This is a genomic window from Mesorhizobium sp. M0816, from assembly GCF_040320005.1.
Lineage (GTDB): Bacteria > Pseudomonadota > Alphaproteobacteria > Rhizobiales > Rhizobiaceae > Mesorhizobium.
On record NZ_JAMYOT010000009.1, the window covers coordinates 261,059 to 280,628 of the forward strand.

The 19,570-nt window shown below is 62.6% G+C and carries 24 protein-coding genes; 11 read left to right on the top strand and 13 right to left on the bottom strand.

Annotated elements, in window-relative coordinates; genetic code table 11:
• Positions 1-2: 2 nt before the first annotated feature.
• The 3 genes from rho to hemE all read right to left on the bottom strand — a co-directional run bounded on the left by rho (position 3) and on the right by hemE (position 3,011).
• Positions 3-1,268: a transcription termination factor Rho gene (gene rho, locus NKI17_RS16850; protein WP_023675925.1), complete on the bottom strand. Its 1,266-nt coding sequence runs from the start codon at positions 1,266-1,268 to the stop codon at positions 3-5.
• A 166-nt stretch (positions 1,269-1,434) separates the two neighbouring features.
• Positions 1,435-1,980 (bottom strand): protoporphyrinogen oxidase HemJ, encoded by a 546-nt coding sequence (hemJ, locus tag NKI17_RS16855; RefSeq protein WP_031211566.1) that lies wholly within the window; start codon positions 1,978-1,980, stop codon positions 1,435-1,437.
• Positions 1,981-1,982: 2 nt separating this feature from the next.
• Positions 1,983-3,011 carry a uroporphyrinogen decarboxylase gene (gene hemE, locus NKI17_RS16860; RefSeq protein WP_352685116.1) on the bottom strand — a complete coding sequence of 343 codons (1,029 nt, stop codon included), beginning with the start codon at positions 3,009-3,011 and terminating at the stop codon, positions 1,983-1,985.
• Positions 3,012-3,412: 401 nt separating this feature from the next.
• Here hemE and NKI17_RS16865 point away from each other — a divergent pair, with 401 nt between their 5' ends.
• The 5 genes from NKI17_RS16865 to dnaQ all read left to right on the top strand — a co-directional run bounded on the left by NKI17_RS16865 (position 3,413) and on the right by dnaQ (position 7,267).
• Positions 3,413-4,231 (top strand): pyruvate, water dikinase regulatory protein, encoded by an 819-nt coding sequence (locus NKI17_RS16865; RefSeq protein WP_352724853.1) that lies wholly within the window; start codon positions 3,413-3,415, stop codon positions 4,229-4,231.
• 196 nt (positions 4,232-4,427) lie between these two features.
• Positions 4,428-5,027 carry a Maf-like protein gene (locus tag NKI17_RS16870; RefSeq protein WP_352458815.1) on the top strand — a complete coding sequence of 200 codons (600 nt, stop codon included), beginning with the start codon at positions 4,428-4,430 and terminating at the stop codon, positions 5,025-5,027.
• A complete protein-coding gene (locus NKI17_RS16875; protein WP_023675920.1) occupies positions 5,020-5,862 on the top strand; it encodes a shikimate dehydrogenase in 843 nt (280 codons plus the stop codon). Before NKI17_RS16870 ends, NKI17_RS16875 begins: the two co-directional genes overlap by 8 nt.
• The gene (coaE, locus tag NKI17_RS16880) at positions 5,859-6,461 is read left to right on the top strand and encodes a dephospho-CoA kinase (RefSeq protein WP_352906369.1); all 603 of its coding nucleotides are present in this window, start codon (positions 5,859-5,861) and stop codon (positions 6,459-6,461) included. Before NKI17_RS16875 ends, coaE begins: the two co-directional genes overlap by 4 nt.
• An 86-nt stretch (positions 6,462-6,547) precedes the next feature.
• On the top strand, positions 6,548-7,267 hold the full coding sequence (gene dnaQ / locus NKI17_RS16885; protein ID WP_023675918.1) for a DNA polymerase III subunit epsilon: 720 nt from the start codon (positions 6,548-6,550) through the stop codon (positions 7,265-7,267).
• 196 nt (positions 7,268-7,463) lie between these two features.
• On the opposite strand, the gene NKI17_RS16890 is transcribed toward dnaQ, so the two are convergent.
• The 3 genes from NKI17_RS16890 to NKI17_RS16900 all read right to left on the bottom strand — a co-directional run bounded on the left by NKI17_RS16890 (position 7,464) and on the right by NKI17_RS16900 (position 9,151).
• Positions 7,464-7,751 (bottom strand): GIY-YIG nuclease family protein, encoded by a 288-nt coding sequence (locus tag NKI17_RS16890; RefSeq protein WP_352570211.1) that lies wholly within the window; start codon positions 7,749-7,751, stop codon positions 7,464-7,466.
• 294 nt (positions 7,752-8,045) lie between these two features.
• A complete protein-coding gene (secB, locus tag NKI17_RS16895) occupies positions 8,046-8,546 on the bottom strand; it encodes a protein-export chaperone SecB (RefSeq protein ID WP_023675917.1) in 501 nt (166 codons plus the stop codon).
• Positions 8,547-8,659: 113 nt separating this feature from the next.
• A complete protein-coding gene (locus tag NKI17_RS16900; RefSeq protein ID WP_023675916.1) occupies positions 8,660-9,151 on the bottom strand; it encodes an FxsA family protein in 492 nt (163 codons plus the stop codon).
• A gap of 199 nt (positions 9,152-9,350) precedes the next feature.
• Here NKI17_RS16900 and NKI17_RS16905 point away from each other — a divergent pair, with 199 nt between their 5' ends.
• The 4 genes from NKI17_RS16905 to NKI17_RS16920 are packed head-to-tail and all read left to right on the top strand — an operon-like array spanning position 9,351 to position 12,143.
• Complete coding sequence (locus NKI17_RS16905) at positions 9,351-10,058, top strand: Tim44/TimA family putative adaptor protein (RefSeq protein ID WP_352906403.1); 708 nt, start codon at positions 9,351-9,353, stop codon at positions 10,056-10,058.
• Positions 10,059-10,081: 23 nt separating this feature from the next.
• Positions 10,082-11,188, top strand: coding sequence for a murein transglycosylase A (mltA, locus tag NKI17_RS16910; RefSeq protein ID WP_352906370.1), 1,107 nt, complete (start codon positions 10,082-10,084; stop codon positions 11,186-11,188).
• Positions 11,185-11,721 (top strand): Smr/MutS family protein, encoded by a 537-nt coding sequence (locus NKI17_RS16915; protein ID WP_352906371.1) that lies wholly within the window; start codon positions 11,185-11,187, stop codon positions 11,719-11,721. Before mltA ends, NKI17_RS16915 begins: the two co-directional genes overlap by 4 nt.
• 53 nt (positions 11,722-11,774) lie before the next feature.
• Positions 11,775-12,143 carry a helix-turn-helix domain-containing protein gene (locus tag NKI17_RS16920; RefSeq protein ID WP_352570112.1) on the top strand — a complete coding sequence of 123 codons (369 nt, stop codon included), beginning with the start codon at positions 11,775-11,777 and terminating at the stop codon, positions 12,141-12,143.
• 9 nt (positions 12,144-12,152) lie between these two features.
• Here NKI17_RS16920 and NKI17_RS16925 read toward each other — a convergent pair whose 3' ends face one another.
• The 7 genes from NKI17_RS16925 to tauA form a co-directional block, all read right to left on the bottom strand.
• Entirely contained in the window at positions 12,153-12,770 is a 618-nt protein-coding gene (locus NKI17_RS16925) for a transglutaminase-like cysteine peptidase (RefSeq protein WP_352570114.1), read from the bottom strand.
• Positions 12,771-12,985: 215 nt separating this feature from the next.
• Entirely contained in the window at positions 12,986-14,263 is a 1,278-nt protein-coding gene (locus NKI17_RS16930; RefSeq protein ID WP_352570116.1) for a polyhydroxyalkanoate depolymerase, read from the bottom strand.
• A gap of 255 nt (positions 14,264-14,518) precedes the next feature.
• The gene (locus NKI17_RS16935) at positions 14,519-14,878 is read right to left on the bottom strand and encodes a septal ring lytic transglycosylase RlpA family protein (protein WP_352570118.1); all 360 of its coding nucleotides are present in this window, start codon (positions 14,876-14,878) and stop codon (positions 14,519-14,521) included.
• 545 nt (positions 14,879-15,423) lie between these two features.
• Positions 15,424-15,612: a hypothetical protein gene (locus tag NKI17_RS16940; RefSeq protein ID WP_352575418.1), complete on the bottom strand. Its 189-nt coding sequence runs from the start codon at positions 15,610-15,612 to the stop codon at positions 15,424-15,426.
• Positions 15,613-15,631: 19 nt separating this feature from the next.
• Positions 15,632-16,498, bottom strand: coding sequence for an ABC transporter permease subunit (locus NKI17_RS16945; protein ID WP_352697403.1), 867 nt, complete (start codon positions 16,496-16,498; stop codon positions 15,632-15,634).
• Positions 16,495-17,268 carry a taurine ABC transporter ATP-binding protein gene (locus NKI17_RS16950; protein ID WP_352570124.1) on the bottom strand — a complete coding sequence of 258 codons (774 nt, stop codon included), beginning with the start codon at positions 17,266-17,268 and terminating at the stop codon, positions 16,495-16,497. The genes NKI17_RS16945 and NKI17_RS16950 overlap by 4 nt, the downstream gene beginning before the upstream one ends.
• A gap of 108 nt (positions 17,269-17,376) precedes the next feature.
• Positions 17,377-18,390 (bottom strand): taurine ABC transporter substrate-binding protein, encoded by a 1,014-nt coding sequence (gene tauA, locus NKI17_RS16955; RefSeq protein ID WP_352570126.1) that lies wholly within the window; start codon positions 18,388-18,390, stop codon positions 17,377-17,379.
• 352 nt (positions 18,391-18,742) lie between these two features.
• On the opposite strand from tauA, the gene NKI17_RS16960 reads away from it, so the two are divergent.
• The gene (locus NKI17_RS16960; RefSeq protein ID WP_352570128.1) at positions 18,743-18,934 is read left to right on the top strand and encodes a hypothetical protein; all 192 of its coding nucleotides are present in this window, start codon (positions 18,743-18,745) and stop codon (positions 18,932-18,934) included.
• Positions 18,935-19,081: 147 nt separating this feature from the next.
• The gene (locus tag NKI17_RS16965; RefSeq protein ID WP_023675902.1) at positions 19,082-19,534 is read left to right on the top strand and encodes an RrF2 family transcriptional regulator; all 453 of its coding nucleotides are present in this window, start codon (positions 19,082-19,084) and stop codon (positions 19,532-19,534) included.
• Positions 19,535-19,570 lie beyond the last annotated feature (36 nt).

The following is a 19,570-nucleotide window of genomic DNA, read 5'->3' on the forward strand; positions in this document are numbered from 1 at the left end:
CCTTACGTATTCATCGAATCGAAGAAATCCGCGTTGGTCTTGGTCTGCTTGAGCTTGTCGATAAGGAACTCGATGGCGTCGGTCGTTCCCATCGGCGCCAGGATGCGGCGCAGCACGAAGATCTTCTGCAGGTCCTGGCGTGGGACCAGCAGGTCCTCCTTGCGGGTGCCGGATTTGAGGATGTCCATGGCCGGGTAGATGCGCTTGTCCGCCACCTTGCGGTCGAGCACGATTTCCGAATTGCCGGTGCCCTTGAACTCTTCGAAGATGACCTCGTCCATGCGGCTGCCGGTATCGATCAGCGCCGTGGCGATGATGGTCAGCGAGCCGCCTTCCTCGATATTGCGGGCAGCACCGAAGAAGCGCTTCGGCCGTTGCAGCGCATTGGCGTCGACACCGCCGGTCAGCACCTTGCCGGACGACGGCACGACGGTGTTGTAGGCGCGGCCGAGGCGGGTGATCGAGTCCAGCAGGATGACCACGTCACGGCCGTGCTCGACCAGGCGCTTGGCCTTTTCGATGACCATTTCGGCGACCTGGACGTGGCGCACCGCCGGCTCGTCGAAGGTCGAGGACACCACCTCGCCCTTCACCGAGCGCTGCATGTCGGTGACTTCCTCCGGCCGCTCGTCGATCAGAAGCACGATCAAATAGCATTCCGGATGGTTGGTGGTGATCGAATGGGCGATGTTCTGCAGCAGCACCGTCTTGCCGGTGCGCGGCTGCGCCACGATCAACGCGCGCTGGCCCTTGCCGAGCGGCGCCACCAGGTCGATGACGCGCGCCGAAATATCCTTGGAGGTCGGAACCTCCATCTCCATCTTCAGCCGCGAGGTCGGATAAAGCGGCGTCAGATTGTCGAAATGGATCTTGTGGCGGATTTTTTCCGGGTCGTCGAAATTGATCGTGTTGACCTTGAGCAGCGCGAAATAGCGCTCGCCCTCTTTCGGGCTGCGGATCGGCCCTTCGACCGTATCGCCGGTCTTCAGCGAGAACCGCCGGATCTGCGACGGTGAAATATAGATGTCGTCGGGACCTGGCAAATAGTTGGCATTGGCGGAGCGCAGGAAGCCAAAGCCGTCCTGCAGCACTTCGACGACGCCGTCGCCGATGATCTCGATATCCTGGGTCGCCAGCCTCTTCAGGATCGCGAACATCAGCTCCTGCTTGCGCATGACGCTGGCATTCTCGACTTCGAGCGATTCCGCATAAGCGATCAGCTCTGGCGGCTTCTTGTTCTTGAACTCTGTGAGTTTCATTTCTTGCATCATTAGACGGACTCTGAGTAAGCTTTGGGAAAAATATCGGCGGGATGCGACAAATGCCGGGCGCGGCCGAAGCGATAAATGGGCGGCGCATGACGGGAAGGAAGACCCGTCTTTTATCGTCGGTCGGTTGAAAGAGCAAGCCGCCTTTTGCGGGCAACCGAAGACGTCAGAACGGTTTCACGATAACCAGGACGACGATGACGATCATCAGCAATGTAGGGATCTCATTGACGATCCGCCAGTGCCTTGCCGATTTTTCATTGCGGTCTTCGGCAAATTTCCGGACGGCGCCGGCGAGATAGCCATGCACGGCCGACAGGCCAACCACCGCGGCGATCTTGGCATGCAGCCAGCCGCCTTGAAAACCAAAGCCTTTCCAGGCAAGCCACAGGCCGAATGCCCAGGTGATCACCATTGCCGGATTGATGATGCCGCGCAGCAGCCGGCGCTCCATCACCTTGAAGGTCTCCGACTGGACGGAGCCTTTTTCGGCATCGGCATGATAGACCAGCAAGCGCGGCAGATAGAGCATGCCAGCCATCCAGGAGATGACGGCAATCACATGGATCGCCTTCGCCCAGGGATAGAAATCATCGGGCCCGAACAGCAACAGCAGGCCGGCCAGCACCAGGAAAATGGCGATCGCGATTGCCGCGCGGCGCATCGCGCCCTTACCGGTGTTGGTGCCGTTCGCATTGTCCGCGCCCATCATCGTCACGATGCGCTCCGCACCAGCTTGACCATCCGCTCGACATGAGCGAGCGGCGTCTCCGGCGTGATGCCGTGGCCGAGATTGAAGATCAGCGGCCCGTCGCCCAGCGCCTTCAAGATCGCCCCCACGCCGTCGTCAAGCGCCTTGCCGCCGGCTACAAGCCGCAGCGGATCGAGATTGCCCTGCACGGCGCCGTCACGCTGCAATTCCTTCGCCGTCGACAATGGCACGGTCCAGTCGAGGCCCAGCCCGGTCACGCCGGTCTTCTGGCGATAGCTTCGATAGTGATCTCCCGCGCCCTTGGGAAAGCCGATGATCGGAACATTGGGATGGGCAGCCTTCACTTGCCGGACGATCGAGGCCACCGGCTCGACGCAGAACAACTCGAAAGACGCTTCGTCGAGTACGCCTGACCACGAATCGAAGATCTGCACCACGTCGGCGCCGGCCTCGATCTGGCGGATCAGATAAGCACCCGAATGATCGGCCAGCACCTTCAGCAGCCTAAGAAAGGCCGCCGGCTCGCGATAGGCGAACAGCCTGGCCGGCGCCTGGTCGGGCGTACCGTGGCCGGCAATCATGTAGGTCGCCACCGTCCAGGGCGCACCGCAGAAGCCGATCAGCGTCGTTTCATCAGGCAGTCTGGCGCGCAACCGCCGCACCGTCTCGTAGACCGGCTCGAGATTCACGTGAAACGTTTCGCCGTCGAGAGCCGCAATTTCCGCAGCCGTGATCGGCGTCAGCAGCGGGCCGCGTCCTTCCTCGAAGCGCACGTCGCGGCCGAGCGCATGCGGCACGACAAGAATATCGGAAAACAGGATCGATGCATCGAAGCCGAAGCGTTCGATCGGCTGCAGCGTCACTTCGACGGCGAGATCCGGGTCGTAGCAAAGATCGAGGAAGGATCCGGCCCGTCTCCTCGTCTCCCGGTATTCCGGCAGATAGCGGCCGGCCTGGCGCATCATCCAGAGCGGCGGCGGAAACGCCGCTTTGCCTCTCAACACGTCCAGCACGATCCGGTCTTGAGGCATTGAGCGCTCGCCTTTCCAGGCTTCCCTATAATTAAATATTCTATTTTTAGGAATCTTATGATTCTAAGAGTCTGTTGGTTGTGGTGGTTGTCTCCTGTCCCGCTTTGCCCTCGAAAAGACCAGCCAGCATATTGTCGCGCGCTTCTCCAGCGGGATTGCAGGACTTTGTGGAAAACCGCGAATTTACGACTGGAGTCAATGCGTTGCCGCCACGCCAGGGAAATTGCCCCTGTGGATGAAGCGAAGGCAAAAAGCTCCGTCCCCGGACTTGTCCCCAACCGCCCGGAGAAGCCGACAGCACATCGAATTGTGGACAAACCGGCATCTGATACAGTCGCTTTGCGGTGGCCGAGTTTTCCGCCCGGCTTATCCACATCGGCCCACAGCCTGGAATGTATCCTGTGAACAAACCGCAGAGCTTCTTTCACCTTCATCTGATTTCCGACGCCACCGGCGAAACGCTGCTGGCCGCCGGCCGCGCGGCTTCCGCGCAATACAAGGACGCGCGCGCCATCGAACATATCTACCCGCTCATCCGCACCGAAAAGCAGGTGACGAAGGTGTTCGAGGACATCGAGGAGGAGCCGGGCATCATCCTCTACACGGTGGTCGACCAGAAGCTTGCCCGCGGTATCGACGAACGCTGCGCGGCCATGGGCCTGCCTTGCGTCTCGGTGCTGGAGCCGGTGCTGACGGTGTTCCAGTCCTATCTCGGCACGCCGGCCGGCCGCCGCGTCGGCGCCCAGCATGTGCTGGACGCTGAATATTTTCGCCGCATCGACGCGCTCAATTTCACCATGGAACATGATGACGGCCAGCTGCCAGCCAATATGGACGATGCCGACATCGTGCTTGTCGGCATTTCCCGCACCTCGAAGACGCCGACCAGCATCTATCTCGCCAATCGCGGCATCAAGACCGCCAACATTCCGATTGTGCTCGGCGTGCCGGTGCCCGAAACCCTGGTCAATGCCAGGAGGCCGCTGATCGTCGGCCTGATCGCCACCGCCGAACGCATATCGCAAGTCCGGCAGAACCGCATTCTCGGCACCAGCGCCTATGAGCCGACCGACTATGTCGACCGTGCCGCGATCGCGGAAGAACTCACCTATGCCCGCCAGATATGCACGCGGCATGGCTGGCCGATGATCGACGTCAGCCGCCGTTCGATCGAGGAGACGGCGGCGGCCATCGTTGCCCTGCGCGGCAAGACGCGCTAGGGTTTGGGCGCTTGTGCTGTGGGTGGTCCTTACCTTCTCCCCTTGTGGGAGAAGGTGGCCGAGCGAAGCTCGGTCGGATGAGGGGTGTTCCAGCTTGGCTATGACGGCACTCCGTCCAACACCCCTCATCCGGCTCGGCGCTGCGCGCCGATCCACCTTCTCCCACAAGGGGAGAAGGAAAGATCAGGCGAAAAAAATGGCTGAAAAAATCATCCTTGCCTCGGGCAGCCCGTTCCGCAAGGCGCTGCTCGTCAATGCCGGCGTCACTGTCGAAGCGGTTCCGGCTTCTGTCGATGAGCGCGCGCTCGAGGCGCCGCTGCAGAATAGTGGCGTGTCGCCGGAGGACGTCGCCCTGGTGCTCGCCGAAGCCAAGGCCACCGACGTCAGCGAGCGCAAGCCCGGCGCCCTAGTGCTCGGCTGCGACCAAACGCTGTCGCTCGGCGACGAGCTGTTCCATAAGCCGGCCGACATGGAAGGAGCGCGCCGTCATCTGCTGGCGCTGTCGGGCAAGACGCATCATCTCAACAGCGCCGTCGTGCTCGGCCGTGACGGCCAGGTTCTGTGGCGGCATGTCGGCATCGCCAGCCTGACCATGCGCAAGCTCGATCCGGCCTTCATCGGCCGCCATCTTGCGCGCGTCGGCGCCAAGGCGTTGTCCAGCGTCGGCGCTTACCAGATCGAAGGCGAAGGCATCCAGCTGTTCGAAAAAATCGAAGGCGACTATTTTACTATTGTCGGCCTGCCACTTTTGCCGGTGCTGGCCAAGCTGCGTGAGTTCGGGGCGATCGATGGCTGAGGCCACGAAAAAGGCGTTTGTCACGGGCCACCCGATCGCGCATTCCAGGTCTCCGAAGATCCACGGCTACTGGCTGGCGAAATACGGCATCGGCGGCGTCTACGAGGCCATCGACGTTGCACCAGAGGCTTTTGCCGAATTCCTGCAGACGCTGCAGGCACAAGGCTATCGCGGCGGCAACGTCACCATCCCGCACAAGGAAGCCGCCTTCGCTTTGGCCAAGCGGCGTGACGCCGACGCCGAACAGATCGGTGCGGTCAACACGCTGTGGTTCGAGGATGGCGAATTGTGCGGCGGCAACACCGACGCCCATGGCTTTGCCGCCAATCTGGACGAATATGCACCGGGCTGGGCGGCCAACGGCCGCGCCGTGGTGCTCGGCGCCGGTGGCGCCGCTCGCGCGGTTATTCATGCGCTGAAGCAGCGCGGCATCAGCGACATCCGCATCGTCAATCGGACGCTTGCGAGGGCGCAGGAGCTGCGCGACCGCTTCGGTGCCGGCGTCTCCGCCCATGGCATGGCGGCGACCGGCGAATTGCTCGAAGATGCCGGCCTGCTGGTCAACACGTCAGCGCTCGGCATGCACGGCAATGAAGGCCTGTCCGCCGATCCCCGCAGACTGCCGGACGGCGCCATCGTCACCGACATCGTCTACGTGCCGCTGGAGACGCCGCTGCTTGCCGCGGCCAAAGCGCGCGGCCTGAGAACCGTCGATGGGCTCGGCATGCTGCTGCACCAGGCGGTGCCCGGCTTCGAGCGCTGGTTCGGCATCAGGCCAGAAGTCACCGCCGAACTGCGGCAAATGATCATCGCCGATATCGGCGCGATAAAATGATCGTGCTCGGCCTCACCGGATCGATCGGCATGGGCAAATCGACCACGGCCAAGATGTTTGCCGAAGCCGGCGTGCCGGTCCATGATTCCGACGAGGCTGTGCATCGCCTTTATGCCGGCAAGGCCGCGCCCTTGGTCGAGGCGGCCTTTCCCGGCACCACCAGATCCGGTGCGGTCGACCGCGCGGCACTGGCGGAGCGGGTGCTCGGCGACGCCGCCGCGCTGAAACGGCTGGAAGCGATCATCCACCCGCTGGTCCGTGCCGATGCCGATGCGTTCCTGGCTGAACATCGTGCCGCCGGCGCGCCGCTTGCCGTGCTCGATATACCGCTGCTGTTCGAGACCGGCGGCCGCGATCGCGTCGACAAGGTCGTGGTCGTCACCGCGCCGCCTAAAGTCCAGCGCGCCCGCGTGCTGGCGCGGCCGGGCATGAACGAGGAGAAACTGGCGTCGATCCTGGCCAGGCAGGTTCCCGACGCCGAAAAGCGCCGGCGCGCCGACTTCGTCATCGACACCGGTCAGGGTTTTGACGCCGCTCGCGCGGCCGTCAAGGCCATCATCGCCGAACTAGTCGTGGATAAGGCAGCCAGGCCTGGTTAAGAGGCTTGCAGACTCACATTACTTGTTGCCATTTTGTTCCTGGTGTGATTCGGCTAGAATGATGCCGGAACCAGTGGACTGATTCGATGCGTGAGATCATCTTCGATACGGAAACCACCGGCCTCGACGCGCGCGAGGACCGCGTCATCGAGCTTGGCGGCGTCGAGTTGGTCAACCGCTTCCCGACCGGCCGAACCTTCCACAAATATATCAACCCGCAAGGCCGCCAGATCCATCACGAGGCGCAGGCCGTGCACGGCATCAGCGCCGCCGATCTTCAGGGCAAGCCGACTTTCATGGAGATCGCCGAGGAGTTTCTGGCCTTCATCGACGGCGCCAAGCTGGTCGCGCACAATGCCGGCTTCGACATCGGCTTCCTCAATCTCGAATTCGGCCGGCTTGGTCATCCGGCCATCGATCCGGGACGGATCGTCGACACGCTGGCGCTGGCGCGCCGCAAGCATCCGATGGGCCCCAATTCGCTCGACGCGCTCTGCCGCCGCTACGGCATCGACAACGGCCGCCGCACCAAGCACGGCGCGCTGCTCGATTCGGAATTGCTGGCCGAGGTCTATATCGAGCTCATCGGCGGCAAGCAGGCAAGCCTCATCCTCGACAGCATCCTGACTCCGGCGGGCGGCAGGCAGAATGTCGACGACATCGATATTTCGATCGGCGTGCGGCCGATCGCCTTGCCCGCGCGCCTGACCGACGCCGAGCGCACAGCACACGCAGGCATGGTTGGCACATTGGGCGAAAAGGCGCTGTGGCTGCGGGTCGTCCCGGAAGCGAGTTCCGCGGCATAGTGATTTTGACAGGTTGCGGTCATCGGCAGCGAACGTCGATAGTTCCGTTCAGTGGCAAATCGCAAACCTTGGAGATTGGCTGAAATATCCCTCCAATTCGTCATCCCAGGGCGGAGCAAGGAGCAAAGCGACGCGGCGCAGACCCTGGGATCCATGCCGTTACCACGCGGCAGTGCGCCTGCGGACCAGAACCGAACTACCACCCCGTTCCGCGAAAAAGCTCGAACCACTCTGGATTGGTCTTCTCGATCAGCTCGATCTTCCACTGCCGCGGCCAGCGCTTCAGCGACTTCTCGCGCTGAATGGCGTCACGAATGTCGAAATGTTCCTCGTACCAGACCAGGCGCTGCACGCCGTAGCGGCCGGTGAAGCGCGAACCTTGGCCGGATTTGTGCTCCGGCATGCGGCGGCCGAGATCGTTGGTGACGCCGATGTAGATCGTGCCGCGCTTCTGGCTAGCGGTCATGTAGGTATAGCCGGTCATGGCTGAAGGGTAGCTGGCACAGTTGCGGATACAAGCGCCGTTCTGAGCCGCTGTATTCTTCGGCTGATGTAACGGCATGGATCCCAGGGTCTCCGCGACGTCGCTTCGCTCCTGCTCCGCCCTGGGATGACGAAGACGTGGTGATATTCGGCTAATCTCGAAGATATTCGACTTGCCGCTGAAGAGAACCATCGACGCTTGCGTCCGATTGGCCTTCAGCCTTTCGGGCGGGACATCATTATAAAAAACCCGGCGCAAGGCCGGGTTTTTCCAAACGCTAGCGAGACAACCGCTTCAGCTCACCTTGACCTTGGCGGCAGCCTGGTCCTCGGCCAACTTCTGCTGGAACATCTGCGCGAAATCGATCGGGTCTAGCATCAGCGGCGGGAAGCCGCCATTGCGTGTTGCCTCGGCGATGATCTGCCGGGCGAACGGGAACAGCAGCCGCGGGCATTCGATGAACAGGATCGGCAGCATGTGCTCCTGCGGGAAGCCGCTGATGGAGAAGACGCCGCCATAGACCAGTTCGACATTGAACAGCACTTCCTGGTCGAACGACGCTTTGGCGTTCAGCGTCAAATTGACGTCGAACTGCTTGTCGGAAAGCGGATTGGCGTTGACGTTGACATTGATGGCGATGCCGGGAGCCTTGTCGCGGCCGCGCAACGAGTTCGGTGCGCCGGGGCTTTCGAAGGACAGGTCCTTCACATATTGTGCAAGCACGTTGAGCGAAGGCTGCGCCGCATTTCCATTACCGTTGGCTGCGCCGGTCGGCGCGTCGTCGTTGCTGGCCATAAGCTGTGGTCCTTTTGCCTGGGCAGCGTTGCTGACCGGATTGAAATTCGGGCGTTCGCTATCATGGCCGGCCCGACAAGACAAGTTTGCAAAAGACGCCGGTTGCCTTGCAGCTACTCGTCCTTGAGGCGGCGCCAGGGAGAACCCGGTCCGCGCGTATGGTCGTCGGCCCGCGAATAGTCGCCGTCGTCGAGATCGATGGTCTTGCCGCGTTGCCTTGCCCGCAAACCACTGCTGAAATCGGTTGCCAGCACGATGCGGCCTTTCAGCATCCGCCAGGCAAGATCGCGCACCGGCGGCAGGAACAGCAGAAGGCCGAAAATATCCGAGATGAAGCCGGGGATGATCAAAAGGATCGCTGCCAGCACGATCATGGCGCCATGCGCAAGCTGGCCGCTCGGATCACGCCCGGCATCCATTTCGGCACGGACCCTGGCCATCACGCCAAAACCCTGGTGCCGCAGCAGCAGGGCGCCGGCGACACTCGAGGCCAGCACCAAGCCGACTGTCGCCAGCGCGCCGACCTGGCGGCCGACAATAACGAAACCGGCTATCTCCAGCAGCGGAAGCGCGAGAATGAACAGGGGAAGCAGCGAGATACGCAAATCTTGACCGATCGTTTTCGATGTTTTGCCGGCCGGCGAGCAATCGCCGCTGGCACCAGAGCTGTTAGATAGGTATGGCTGCCTTTGATTTGAATGATTGCGCCATGCGTTCTATATGCTTTGGATACTGAACGCTATGTGATCGCGGCCCTTGCTTGGCCGCTGGTCCGGCCAAAGCAGGGATTGATTGGCGCAAGATATGGGCTTCTTCGACTTCGGCACGATTTTCTTTCTGATTGCGGCGGTGGTGATCTTCTTCCAGCTGCGCAACGTGCTTGGCCGACGCACGGGCAACGAGCGCCCACCCTTCGATCCATATACGGCAGCGCGCAAAAACGACAAGGATGCCGCCCAGAAACCCGAGAACGTGGTTTCGCTGCCGCGCAAGCGGCTGGCGGGAGAGCCGGCGGCCGATGCCTATGTGGCGATCGATGCCTTTGCCAAGCCGGACACCGATCTCAACCGGGGCCTGCGGGCGATCAAGGACAATGATCCGACCTTCGATCCGAAGACCTTCGTCGACGGCGCCAACATGGCCTACGAGATGATCGTCATGGCCTACGCCGATGGCGACCGCAAAACGCTGAAGAACCTTTTGTCGCGCGAGGTCTATGACGGCTTCGTCGCGGCCATCGGCGACCGTGAGGCGAAAGCCGAAAAGATCCAGTCCTCCTTCGTCGGCATCGACAAGGCCGACATCGTTTCGGCCGAGATGAAGGGCAGCGAGGCGCACATCACGCTGCGCATTGTCAGCGAGCTGATTTCGGCGACCCGCGACAAGGCCGGCGCCGTCATCGACGGCGATCCCGAAACCGTCGCCGAGGTCAAGGATGTCTGGACCTTCGCTCGTGACGCGCGCTCGCGCGATCCGAACTGGAAGCTCGTCGCCACCGAAGAAGAAGACTGAACTGGACGGCGGCGGAGGCTGTCGTGTCGCTTTCTCGAGCCTTCAGCGAAAAATCCTTTGGCGAATTGCCGGGCTGGGGCGAGGACGACCATCTCCCTGCCTTTGACGCCTTTCGCCGCTCGGCCTTTCATATCCTGACGAAACCCTACCGCTCCGGCGCGCTCGGCGTCGATTACAATGGCTTTGCCGACGCCTATGCCGAAGCGCGCACCGTTTCGCCGGCGAATCGGTTGCAGGCCCGAAGCTTTTTCGAGCGCCACTTCGTGCCGGCCCGTATCGATGCCGAAGGTGGTGGTCCCGGCCTGGTCACCGGCTTTTACGAGCCGGAGGTCGAAGCCTCGCCGGTACGCACGCAACGGTTTTCGGTGCCGTTGCTGTCGCGCCCGGCCGATCTTGTCGACGTCGACGACGGCAATCGTCCTTCCGGCATGGATCCTTATCTCGCCTTCGCACGTGCGGCGCCGAACGGCCCGGTCGAATATTTCGACCGCGGCGAGATCGAGTGCGGCGTGCTTGCCGGAAAAAGGCTGGAAATTGCCTGGCTCGCCGACAAGGTCGACGCCTTCTTCATTCACGTGCAGGGCGCGGCGCGGCTCAAGATGACCGACGGCAGGCTTCGCCGCATCACCTATGCCGCCAAATCCGGCCAGCGCTTTACCGGACCGGGCCAGATCCTGAGCGAGGAAGGCGAGATCCCGCTGGAGAAAGTGACGATGCAGTCGATCCGTGCCTGGTTCAAGGCGCATCGGGAACGCGTCGACGAGATCCTTTGGCGCAACCGCTCCTACATCTTCTTCCGCGAGATGGGCGTCGACGACCCAGAGCTCGGCCCGATCGCTGCCGCCAAGGTGGCGCTGACACCCGGCCGCTCGATCGCCGTCGACCGGCTGCTGCACACGTTCGGCACGCCCTTCCATATCGATGCGCCGTCGCTGACCGCTTTCGACGGAAAACCGTTCCGGCGGCTGATGATCGCGCAGGACACCGGCTCGGCGATCACCGGGCCGGCCCGCGGCGATCTGTTTGCCGGGTCGGGCGATGCGGCCGGCGAGATCGCCGGCGTTATCCGCAACGCCGCCGATTTTTATGCGCTGATCCCCCGGTCGCTTGTTTCAGGAGCAGGCCGATGACCCGGCGCATCGACAGGCTGAGCGAGGACGACCGGGTGCTGTGGAACCTGGTGGCGCGCACGGCAAAGCCGCTGAAGGGCAAAACCGCCGTCGAAATTCCAGACGTCGGGCCGGAGATCGACGAGACCAGGCAGGCGCCGCCGCCGGCACAGGTCGCGGGCAATGCTGCCACGGCCGAAAAGCCGAAGGCGCAGCATGTCTCCCACGCACTCGACGAACCGACGCTGGACAAGCTGTCGAAGGGCCGGCTGCCGATCGAGGGCCGCGTCGACCTGCATGGCCTGACCCAGGCTGAAGCCTATTCCCTGCTGTTTTCCTTCCTGTGCCGGGCGCATGCCGGCGGCATCCGCTACGTCCTTGTGATCACCGGCAAGGGTTCCTCGTCGGGCGGCGATGGCGTCTTGCGGCGCGCCGTGCCGTCATGGCTGTCGACACCCGCCTTCCGGCCCCTCGTCTCCAGCCACGACCATGCCGCCCGCAAACATGGCGGCTCGGGTGCGCTCTATATCCGCTTGCGGCGGGCGCGCTCATGAGGACACGCCCATGAGGGACGCATCTATGAGGATGCACCCATGAAGGTGCGCTTGTGACCCCATTCGGCGAAAAGCTTCGCGTGCTGAGAAACGAGCGCGGCGTCAGCCAGAAGGACATGGCCAAGGCGATCGGCGTCAGCGCGGCCTATCTCTCGGCGCTCGAACACGGCCGCCGCGGTGCGCCGAGCTGGACGCTGATCCAGAAGATCATCGGCTATTTCAACATCATCTGGGACGAGGCCGAGGAACTGGCGCGGTTGGCCGAAACCTCGCATCCGCGCGTCAAGCTCGACACGTCGGGTCTTAGCCCGGCGGCGACCGAGCTTGCCAATCTCCTGGCCGACAACATCGAAAAGCTCGACGAAGCCGAGCTTCGCCGCATCATTGCGTCGATCCGCGCCGCGCTGGCACAGCCGAAATGAGTTGCCTTGTTACTGGACCGAGCCGACCAGCACCTGCTGGCCGCCGCGGATCGAGACCCAGCGGCCGGTATTGTCAATCGCCTGCCGCTTGAGGAAACGATAGCCGGTCTGGTCCCAGGAGCGGACCTGGTCGGTCAGATTGTCGAGGATGTAGTCGCCCTTGTCGGTGCGCACCGTCAGCACGGCGTGGCCTTCGCCATCCGGCTTGCGCACGACGGTCATAAGCAGATCGGAAAACGAGACGCCCAGCCGGTTCAGCTCACGGCGCTTTTCCAGGACATAGTCCTCGCAATCGCCGACGCCCTTGTCGGGATAGGCCCAGACCTCGTCCTTGCCGTAGATGTCGAAGTCGCTCTCCGGCTTGACGGCGGCGTTAACCCTTGCCGTGACGCTGAGCAGCTTGCGCCACAGCGAGCCTGTCAGGCTGGCGGGCGACAGATCCTTCGGGCGGATCGAGCATTCGGACGCGTAGCTCTTGCAGAAATCATAATGGCCGATCGGCTGCGAGGTCGGGCCACCTGTTATCATCGGGCTGGCTGCCGAGGCCGAACCGGCCCAACCTGCCGCCACAGTAAGTCCGGCCAGCGCGCACAGGCGCAGCGTTCTCGCCATTGGTGAGGAAATCATTGTCCCCGCTTGTCCCTTGTTGTTAACGAAACGTTAAGGGGTATTTACAGTCCGTGTCAATTATGAGGATGGATTGATTTTGCGGCATGGTTACCCGCGTGGCGCCAACGCGACTATTGTGCAACAGCTCGGATGGACTACACCGATTCCAACCGGTAATTTTAGCGTTGGCCGACCTGACGCGAGGTCGCGGGCGCGGCATCATCGCTGGTCGCCTATTTCTTGCCGGTCCGGACCAGTTTCGGCTTCACCGCAACGCGGTTCTGACGGCCATAGCTGGTAATGAAATCAACGATGCGCGGCACGATTTCGGAGCGGAAGCGCGAGCCGTTGAACACACCATAATGGCCGACCGCCGGCTGCATGTAATGGGCGTGCCTGTCAGCCGGGATGTTGATGCACAGGTCGTGCGCAGCCTTGGTCTGGCCAAGGCCGGAGATGTCGTCGTTCTCGCCCTCGACCGTGAACAGGGCGACATTGCGGATCGCCGAAGGGTCGACCGCCACGCCGCGATGCGTCATTTTGCCCTTGGGCAAGGCCTGGCGGACAAACACGGTGTCGACGGTCTGCAGGTAGAATTCCGCCGTCAGATCCATCACCGCCAGATATTCGTCGTAGAACTCGCGGTGCTTCTCGGCATTGTCGCCGTCATGCTTCACCAGATGCATGAAGAAGTCCTTGTGGGCGATGATGTGGCGGTCGAGGTTCATGCTCATGAACCCCGAAAGCTGCAGGAAGCCAGGATAGACCTCGCGGCCGAAGCCCGGCACCGGCCAGGGCGCGCGCATGATGACGTTGTCGCGGAACCAGTCGATGCCCTTTTCCTGCGCCAGCAGATTGACCGCCGTCGGATTGCGGCGCGTGTCGATCGGCCCGCCCATCAGCGTCATCGTCGAGGGCACGAACGGATCACCCTTGGCTTCCATCAGTGCCGCCGCCGCCAGCACCGGCACTGAAGGCTGGCACACCGCCATCACATGGGTGTCGGGGCCCAGCGCATGCAGCATGTCGACGATGTAGTCGATATAGTCGTCAAGATCGAAGCTGCCGTCGGCCAGCGGCACCATGCGGGCGTCGACCCAGTCGGTGATATGCACGTCGGCATAGGGCAGCATCGCCTCCACCGTGCCGCGCAGCAGCGTCGCGTAGTGGCCCGACATCGGCGCGACGATCAACAGCTTCGGATCCGGCCGGCGCCCGGCCGGAACCGCGCGCTCGAAACGAACCAGGTTGCAGAACGGCCGCGACCAGACGGTGCGTTCGCTGACCTCGACGTTTTTCCAGTCGACCACGGTCTTGGTCAGGCCGAATTGCGGCTTGCCGTAGCGGCGCGTCGTGCGCTCGAACAGTTCGGCCGTTGCCGCAACCGAGCGGCCCCAGGACGTGTGTGAAACCGGATTGAGCGGATTGGAGTAGAACAGGCGCATCGCATCGGCATAGAGGCGGGCCGGCTGCAAGGCGGCGTGGTTCAGTTCGTAGAGCTGGTAGAACATCGAGAACCCCGCTGCCGACTGCGATCGAAGGGCCGACGAGCAGCGCCGAGCCTTGAATGCCTTGCGGGGAAGTTAGCAACAATCTGCTGCGATGCAATACGTCAACTTGCGTGATTTATGCTCGTTCTTTCGTCCAAGGCGTTGAGAATCCGCCTGGAACGGCAACAGCCGGCTCAATGTGCACCTGCGAAGGCCTGGCAAGCAGCACGGCTATTGGGGATGAGCGTCGGAGGCGGTGTCCGGCCGTGGCGGCCGTTAGACCCGTGCCATGCAGACAGCGGTGTGACCCGAGCTGATGAAGCCAAGCTGGCTGGCGGCGCCCTTCGACAGATCGAGCATCCGGCCCCTGATAAACGGGCCGCGGTCGTTGATACGCACGACGACGCTGCGGCCATTGTTGCGGTTGGTCACCTTCAGCTTGGTGCCGAACGGCAGGCTGCGATGCGCTGCGGTCAGCGCCGACGGGTTCATGCGTTCGCCGGAAGCGGTTCTGGAATGCAGTGAGTACCAGGAGGCACGGCCGCACTGCGCGGCGGCGCTGGCACTGGATGCGCCGACCATCAGGCCAGCCGCGGTCATGGCCGCGACAAGCGCGGTCCGGTTGCTTTTGTTCATGTGTTGGGGACTGGCTCCGTTGACAGACCCGCAGCGGTTAGGGGCGAATGAGGCAGCAAATGCGGCAATGATCTGTCGGTTCCATGACAATGTTACACGTTTGGAGTCGGTGCGAAACAATTTGTCAGAGAGTTTCCGCAGCACGACACAGCTTCTTTGATGATCGTTGCACCGATCTCCGCATGTCTTGCGCAGGATCAGAGGTTAGCATCCAAGTAGAAGTTGGCGTGACCGAACCGCTTCTTTTAGCTGTTCCATTCCGGCCGGAACGCGGCTGACGATCGACTTGGAAAGGAGTTTCAGCAATGAGATTGATCAAAAATCTGCTGGCCTTGATTGTGCTCGCCACCGGCGTGCTGTGGTCATTGCAAGGCATCGGCCTTATCGGTGGCAGCTTCATGACCGGCCAGTCGCAATGGCTCTATGTCGGCATCGTCACCGCGCTGGTTGGCCGGGCTGGCCTGGGCGAACCGCTCGCGTGGTTGAGCAGGCGTCGATCCTCAGGCATTGGCCGGAGCAGCACACAGCGGACCGTGGCAGCCCGGTCACCGCGACCAGTACTGCCAGCCCCAGTAGAAACTTTCGTCGCGCGGCGGTAAGCGGTTGCGCTCCGCGTCCAGATGCACCGGCGTCGGCGTTTTGCGTTCGTCGTCAGGCGGCTGTTTGTCTCCGGCCTTGATCAGGCGGAGCCAATGGCCGAAATGCGCAAACAATACAGCGGTGGAATGGGGCATCGTCACGTCTCCGGTCCGGTTACTCCCGCCCCGCCCACGGGACCAGCACCCGCTCGATCCTGCGGATGATGAATTCGAGCACGAAGGCAATGGCCGCGATCACCAGTATGCCCATCACCACCACGTCGGTGACGAGGAACTGGGCAGCGGACTGGATCATGAATCCGAGCCCGCGCGTCGCGGCCACCAGCTCGGCGGCAACCAGCGTCGACCAGCCGGCGCCAAGCGCGATGCGCAGGCCGGTCAGGATCGAGGGCAGCGCGCTGGGCAGGATGACGTGCCTGATCACTTGGCGCCGCGTGGCGCCAAGTGAGCGCGCTGCATTGATGCGGTCCTTCGATACGCCGCGAACACCCGATGCCGTCGACAGCGCAACTGGCGCCAGCATGGCAATGGCAATCACCAGGATCTTGGACGGCTCGCCAATGCCGAACCAGATAATGATCAGCGGCAGATAGGCGAGCGGCGGGATCGGCCGCAGGAATTCGAGCAGCGGATCGAAGATGCCGCGCCCGATCGTGCTGATGCCGATAGCCAGCCCGATGGGAACGCCGACGAAAACGGCCGCGATCAGCGCTGCAAACACCCGCCACAGGCTGGCGGCGATATGCTGGAGCAGCGTCGCGTCGACAAAGCCGTCACGGGCGACGACGACAAATTTGTTCCAGACTGCGACAGGCGACGGCAGGAAAACCGGCGACACCAATTGCAGGCGGGCCGATGCCGTCCACGCCGCCAGCATCATCAGAATGGTGATCGCGCTAACCACGCGGGCCGAAACGCGGCTGCGTCTCGGCCGCGGCCGCGACCATGGCACCGACAACCCGTCGGCTCCGTCGTCGACCTTGGAGCGCTGCGGCCGCTCGGTATAGGAGGTAACGGTCATGCTGCCTCCCCTTCGAAGATCGCGTCGGTCAGCTCGCCGCGCGCCGCGGCGAAGGCGGGATCGGCCTTGATGCTGCGAATGGCCTCGCCGGCTGCATAGCGCCGGCTGAAGCCGGTCTCGAAGCTCTGCACCACCCGGCCAGGGCCGGGAGCGAGCACAATGATGCGGGTGGCAAGAACCAGCGCTTCGTCGATGCCGTGCGTGACCATCAGCACGCCGACCTGGCTTGCCGTCCACAGATCGAGCAGCGTTGTCTGCATGCGTTCGCGTGTCAGCGCATCGAGCGCGCCCAGCGGCTCGTCGAGCAGCAGGAATTGCGGCTCGGCCGCCAGCGCCCGGGCCAGGCCGACCCGCTGGCGCATGCCGCCGGAAAGCTCCCAGATGCGCTTATCGCCGGCGCCGTCGAGCTTCACCAGCGCCAGAAGCTTGTCGGCGCGCCGCGCCCGTTCAGCCGCCCTGACACCGCGCAGCCTGAGCGCAAAGGCGACATTTTCCCGCGCGGTCAGCCACGGAAACAGCGCGTCGTTCTGGAACACGACGGCGCGGTCAGAGCCTGGCGCCGTGACCGGCCTGCCGCCAATCGTGGCGCGTCCGCGCACAGGCTCGACCAAGCCCGCAGCGACGTTGAGCAACGAGGTCTTGCCGCAGCCGGAGCGGCCGACCAGGACAACGAAGTCATCCTTGGCGATTTCAATCGACACATTTTCGACCGCCGGCGCCGGCTGACCGTCATAGTGGACCGAGACCTTGTCGAGCACGAGATGCGTCATGGGAACCTCGCCGATATTCCGAATCTGTCTGCCCCGAAGCCGCTCCTCGCAAGCGGTTCGGGGCAGGGAGCACGCGGCGTCAGGGAAGGAGAACCGCGCGCGTTGGCGTCAGTTCGAGGCAAGCGCTTCGCTGACATATTTCGACGACACGTATTTCGAATAATCCGGCAGCACGGCGTCAATCTTGCCCTGCTCCTTGAGGAAGGCCGATGTCGCCTCGACCGCCTTGACCGTGCCGCCACCGAGGAACTTGTCCGAGGCCTGCTCCTCGAGCGTCGGGAAGACATAGCCCCTCAGCAGTTGCGGCACGTCTTCGAGCTTGGCCCCGGTGATCCTGGCAATCTTGGCCGCTTGCGGCGAGGACACCGACCATTGATCCGGCTTGGCCAGGAAGTCGGCATAGGCAGCGCCCGTCACTTTGACGAAGTCGCGCACCGCTTCCGGGTTCCTTTCGGCGAAGTCGGTGCGCACGATCCAGGCGTCGAAGGTCGGCGCGCCCCAGGCGGCGACCTGGGAGGAATCCAGCACGACCTTGCCCGTCGTCTTGATCTGGCCGAGTGCCGGATCCCAGACATAGGCGGCGTCGATGTCGCCGCGCGCCCATGCCGCCGCGATCTCCGGTGGCCGTAGATTGAGAATATCGACCGACTTCGGGTCGACACCCTCATGCTTCAGCGCGGCAAGCAGGCTGTAATGCGTCGTCGAAACGAAGGGCACCGCCACCTTCTTGCCGGCAAGGTCGGCGGCCTTCTCGATGCCGGCGCCGTTGCGGGCGACAAGGGCTTCGGATTCGCCGATCAGCCCGACAATGAAGATTGTCTGGATGGGAAGCTCGTGGCTCGCCGCCGCCGCCAGCGGGCTCGAGCCGACATAACCGATGTCGACCGAACCGGAAGCGATCGCCGCGATCACGTCGGCGCCGGAATCGAATTTCCGCCAGTCGATTGTCGACTTGGTCGCGCTCTCATAGGCGCCGTCGGCCTGCGGCACCTTCGAGGGTTCGACGACCGTCTGGTAGCCGATAGTGATCTTGAGGTCCTGCGCATCGGCTGGGCCGAGAAAGGCCGCACCAGCCAAGGCCGCCGAGGACAAGAGAACGATACGTCGCGAAATGGTGGACATGAAAGGCTCCTTGGAAAACGAGAAAAACCCGGATTGCGTTTCATAGTCACCTAACTCTATCGTTCTTGTAGAGTTAAATCCTTCCAATCGGTTCGGTCTTGTTAGAAAAAGTCATCTGGCTATGGCAGTTGCACATTCGCACGCTTCTGGGTGACGGGACGGCCCGGGTGAGAACCATCGTCCTTGCCCGGGGAACCTCTTCCACGTCGTCCATGCGCGCACCAAGGATTTTCCCGTTTTCGCCCCTGCATCGGCAAACCATGCTGCGAGTAGCCAAGAAATTGGAAACAAGTTCCCTGTGTTCGCGGTTAAGTCTAGTATCCTTATCGACATTGAAGGATTGGAGAGGACGATGAGCGACGCCACCCTCCTTGTTGCCGCGCGCGGCATGCTTTGGCCTTCAAATTCAGGGGCAGAAACTGCTGTCGGTATTCTCGCCGATGGGGACATTCCTGCCGCCGGCCAGTTTGGCGGTACGCCATTGGCGGCGGCTTCTGTGCTTCCAAAAGCACAAGCCCCGGCCAAAATGGCCATTGCGGCGTGAAAACGAAGCAAAATCAACGTTTCTCGGCTTGTATATCATGTCACTAGAATTTATCTGTAGTGACAGCTTGGACGCGGCGGGGAGGCACGCCAGGCGTTTCGCAACCGGTGGCCTTGCGCCATCGCATGACAGAGAAACGTTCGGGTTATGCTCACAAAAAAAGGTAAATACGGCCTCAAGGCGCTCGTCCATCTGGCACGCCTGCCGGTTGGACAGCTCGCCTTCGTCAACGACATCGCCACAGGAAACAATATTCCGAAGAAGTTCCTCGATGCCATCCTTGGCGAATTGCGCAATGCCGGTTTCGTTCAGAGCCGCAAGGGCAAGGAGGGCGGCTACCGGCTGGCACGCCCGGCGGACGAGATCAAGGTCGGCCACGTCGTGCGCGTGCTCGACGGACCGCTTGCCCCCATTCCTTGCGCCAGCCGCACCCAGTATCAGCGCTGCGAAGACTGCAACGAGGCGACATGCCAAGTCCGACACCTGATGCTGGAGGTCCGGCAGGCCATCGCCGAGGTGCTGGACCAGCGCAGCCTCGCCGAAATGCGCGACATCGCCGGCGACGAGGATTTTTCGGCGGCGTTGAAAATCCAGGCCTGAACCAATCTCTCCTGAGCCGGCGACGATCGCCAGGAC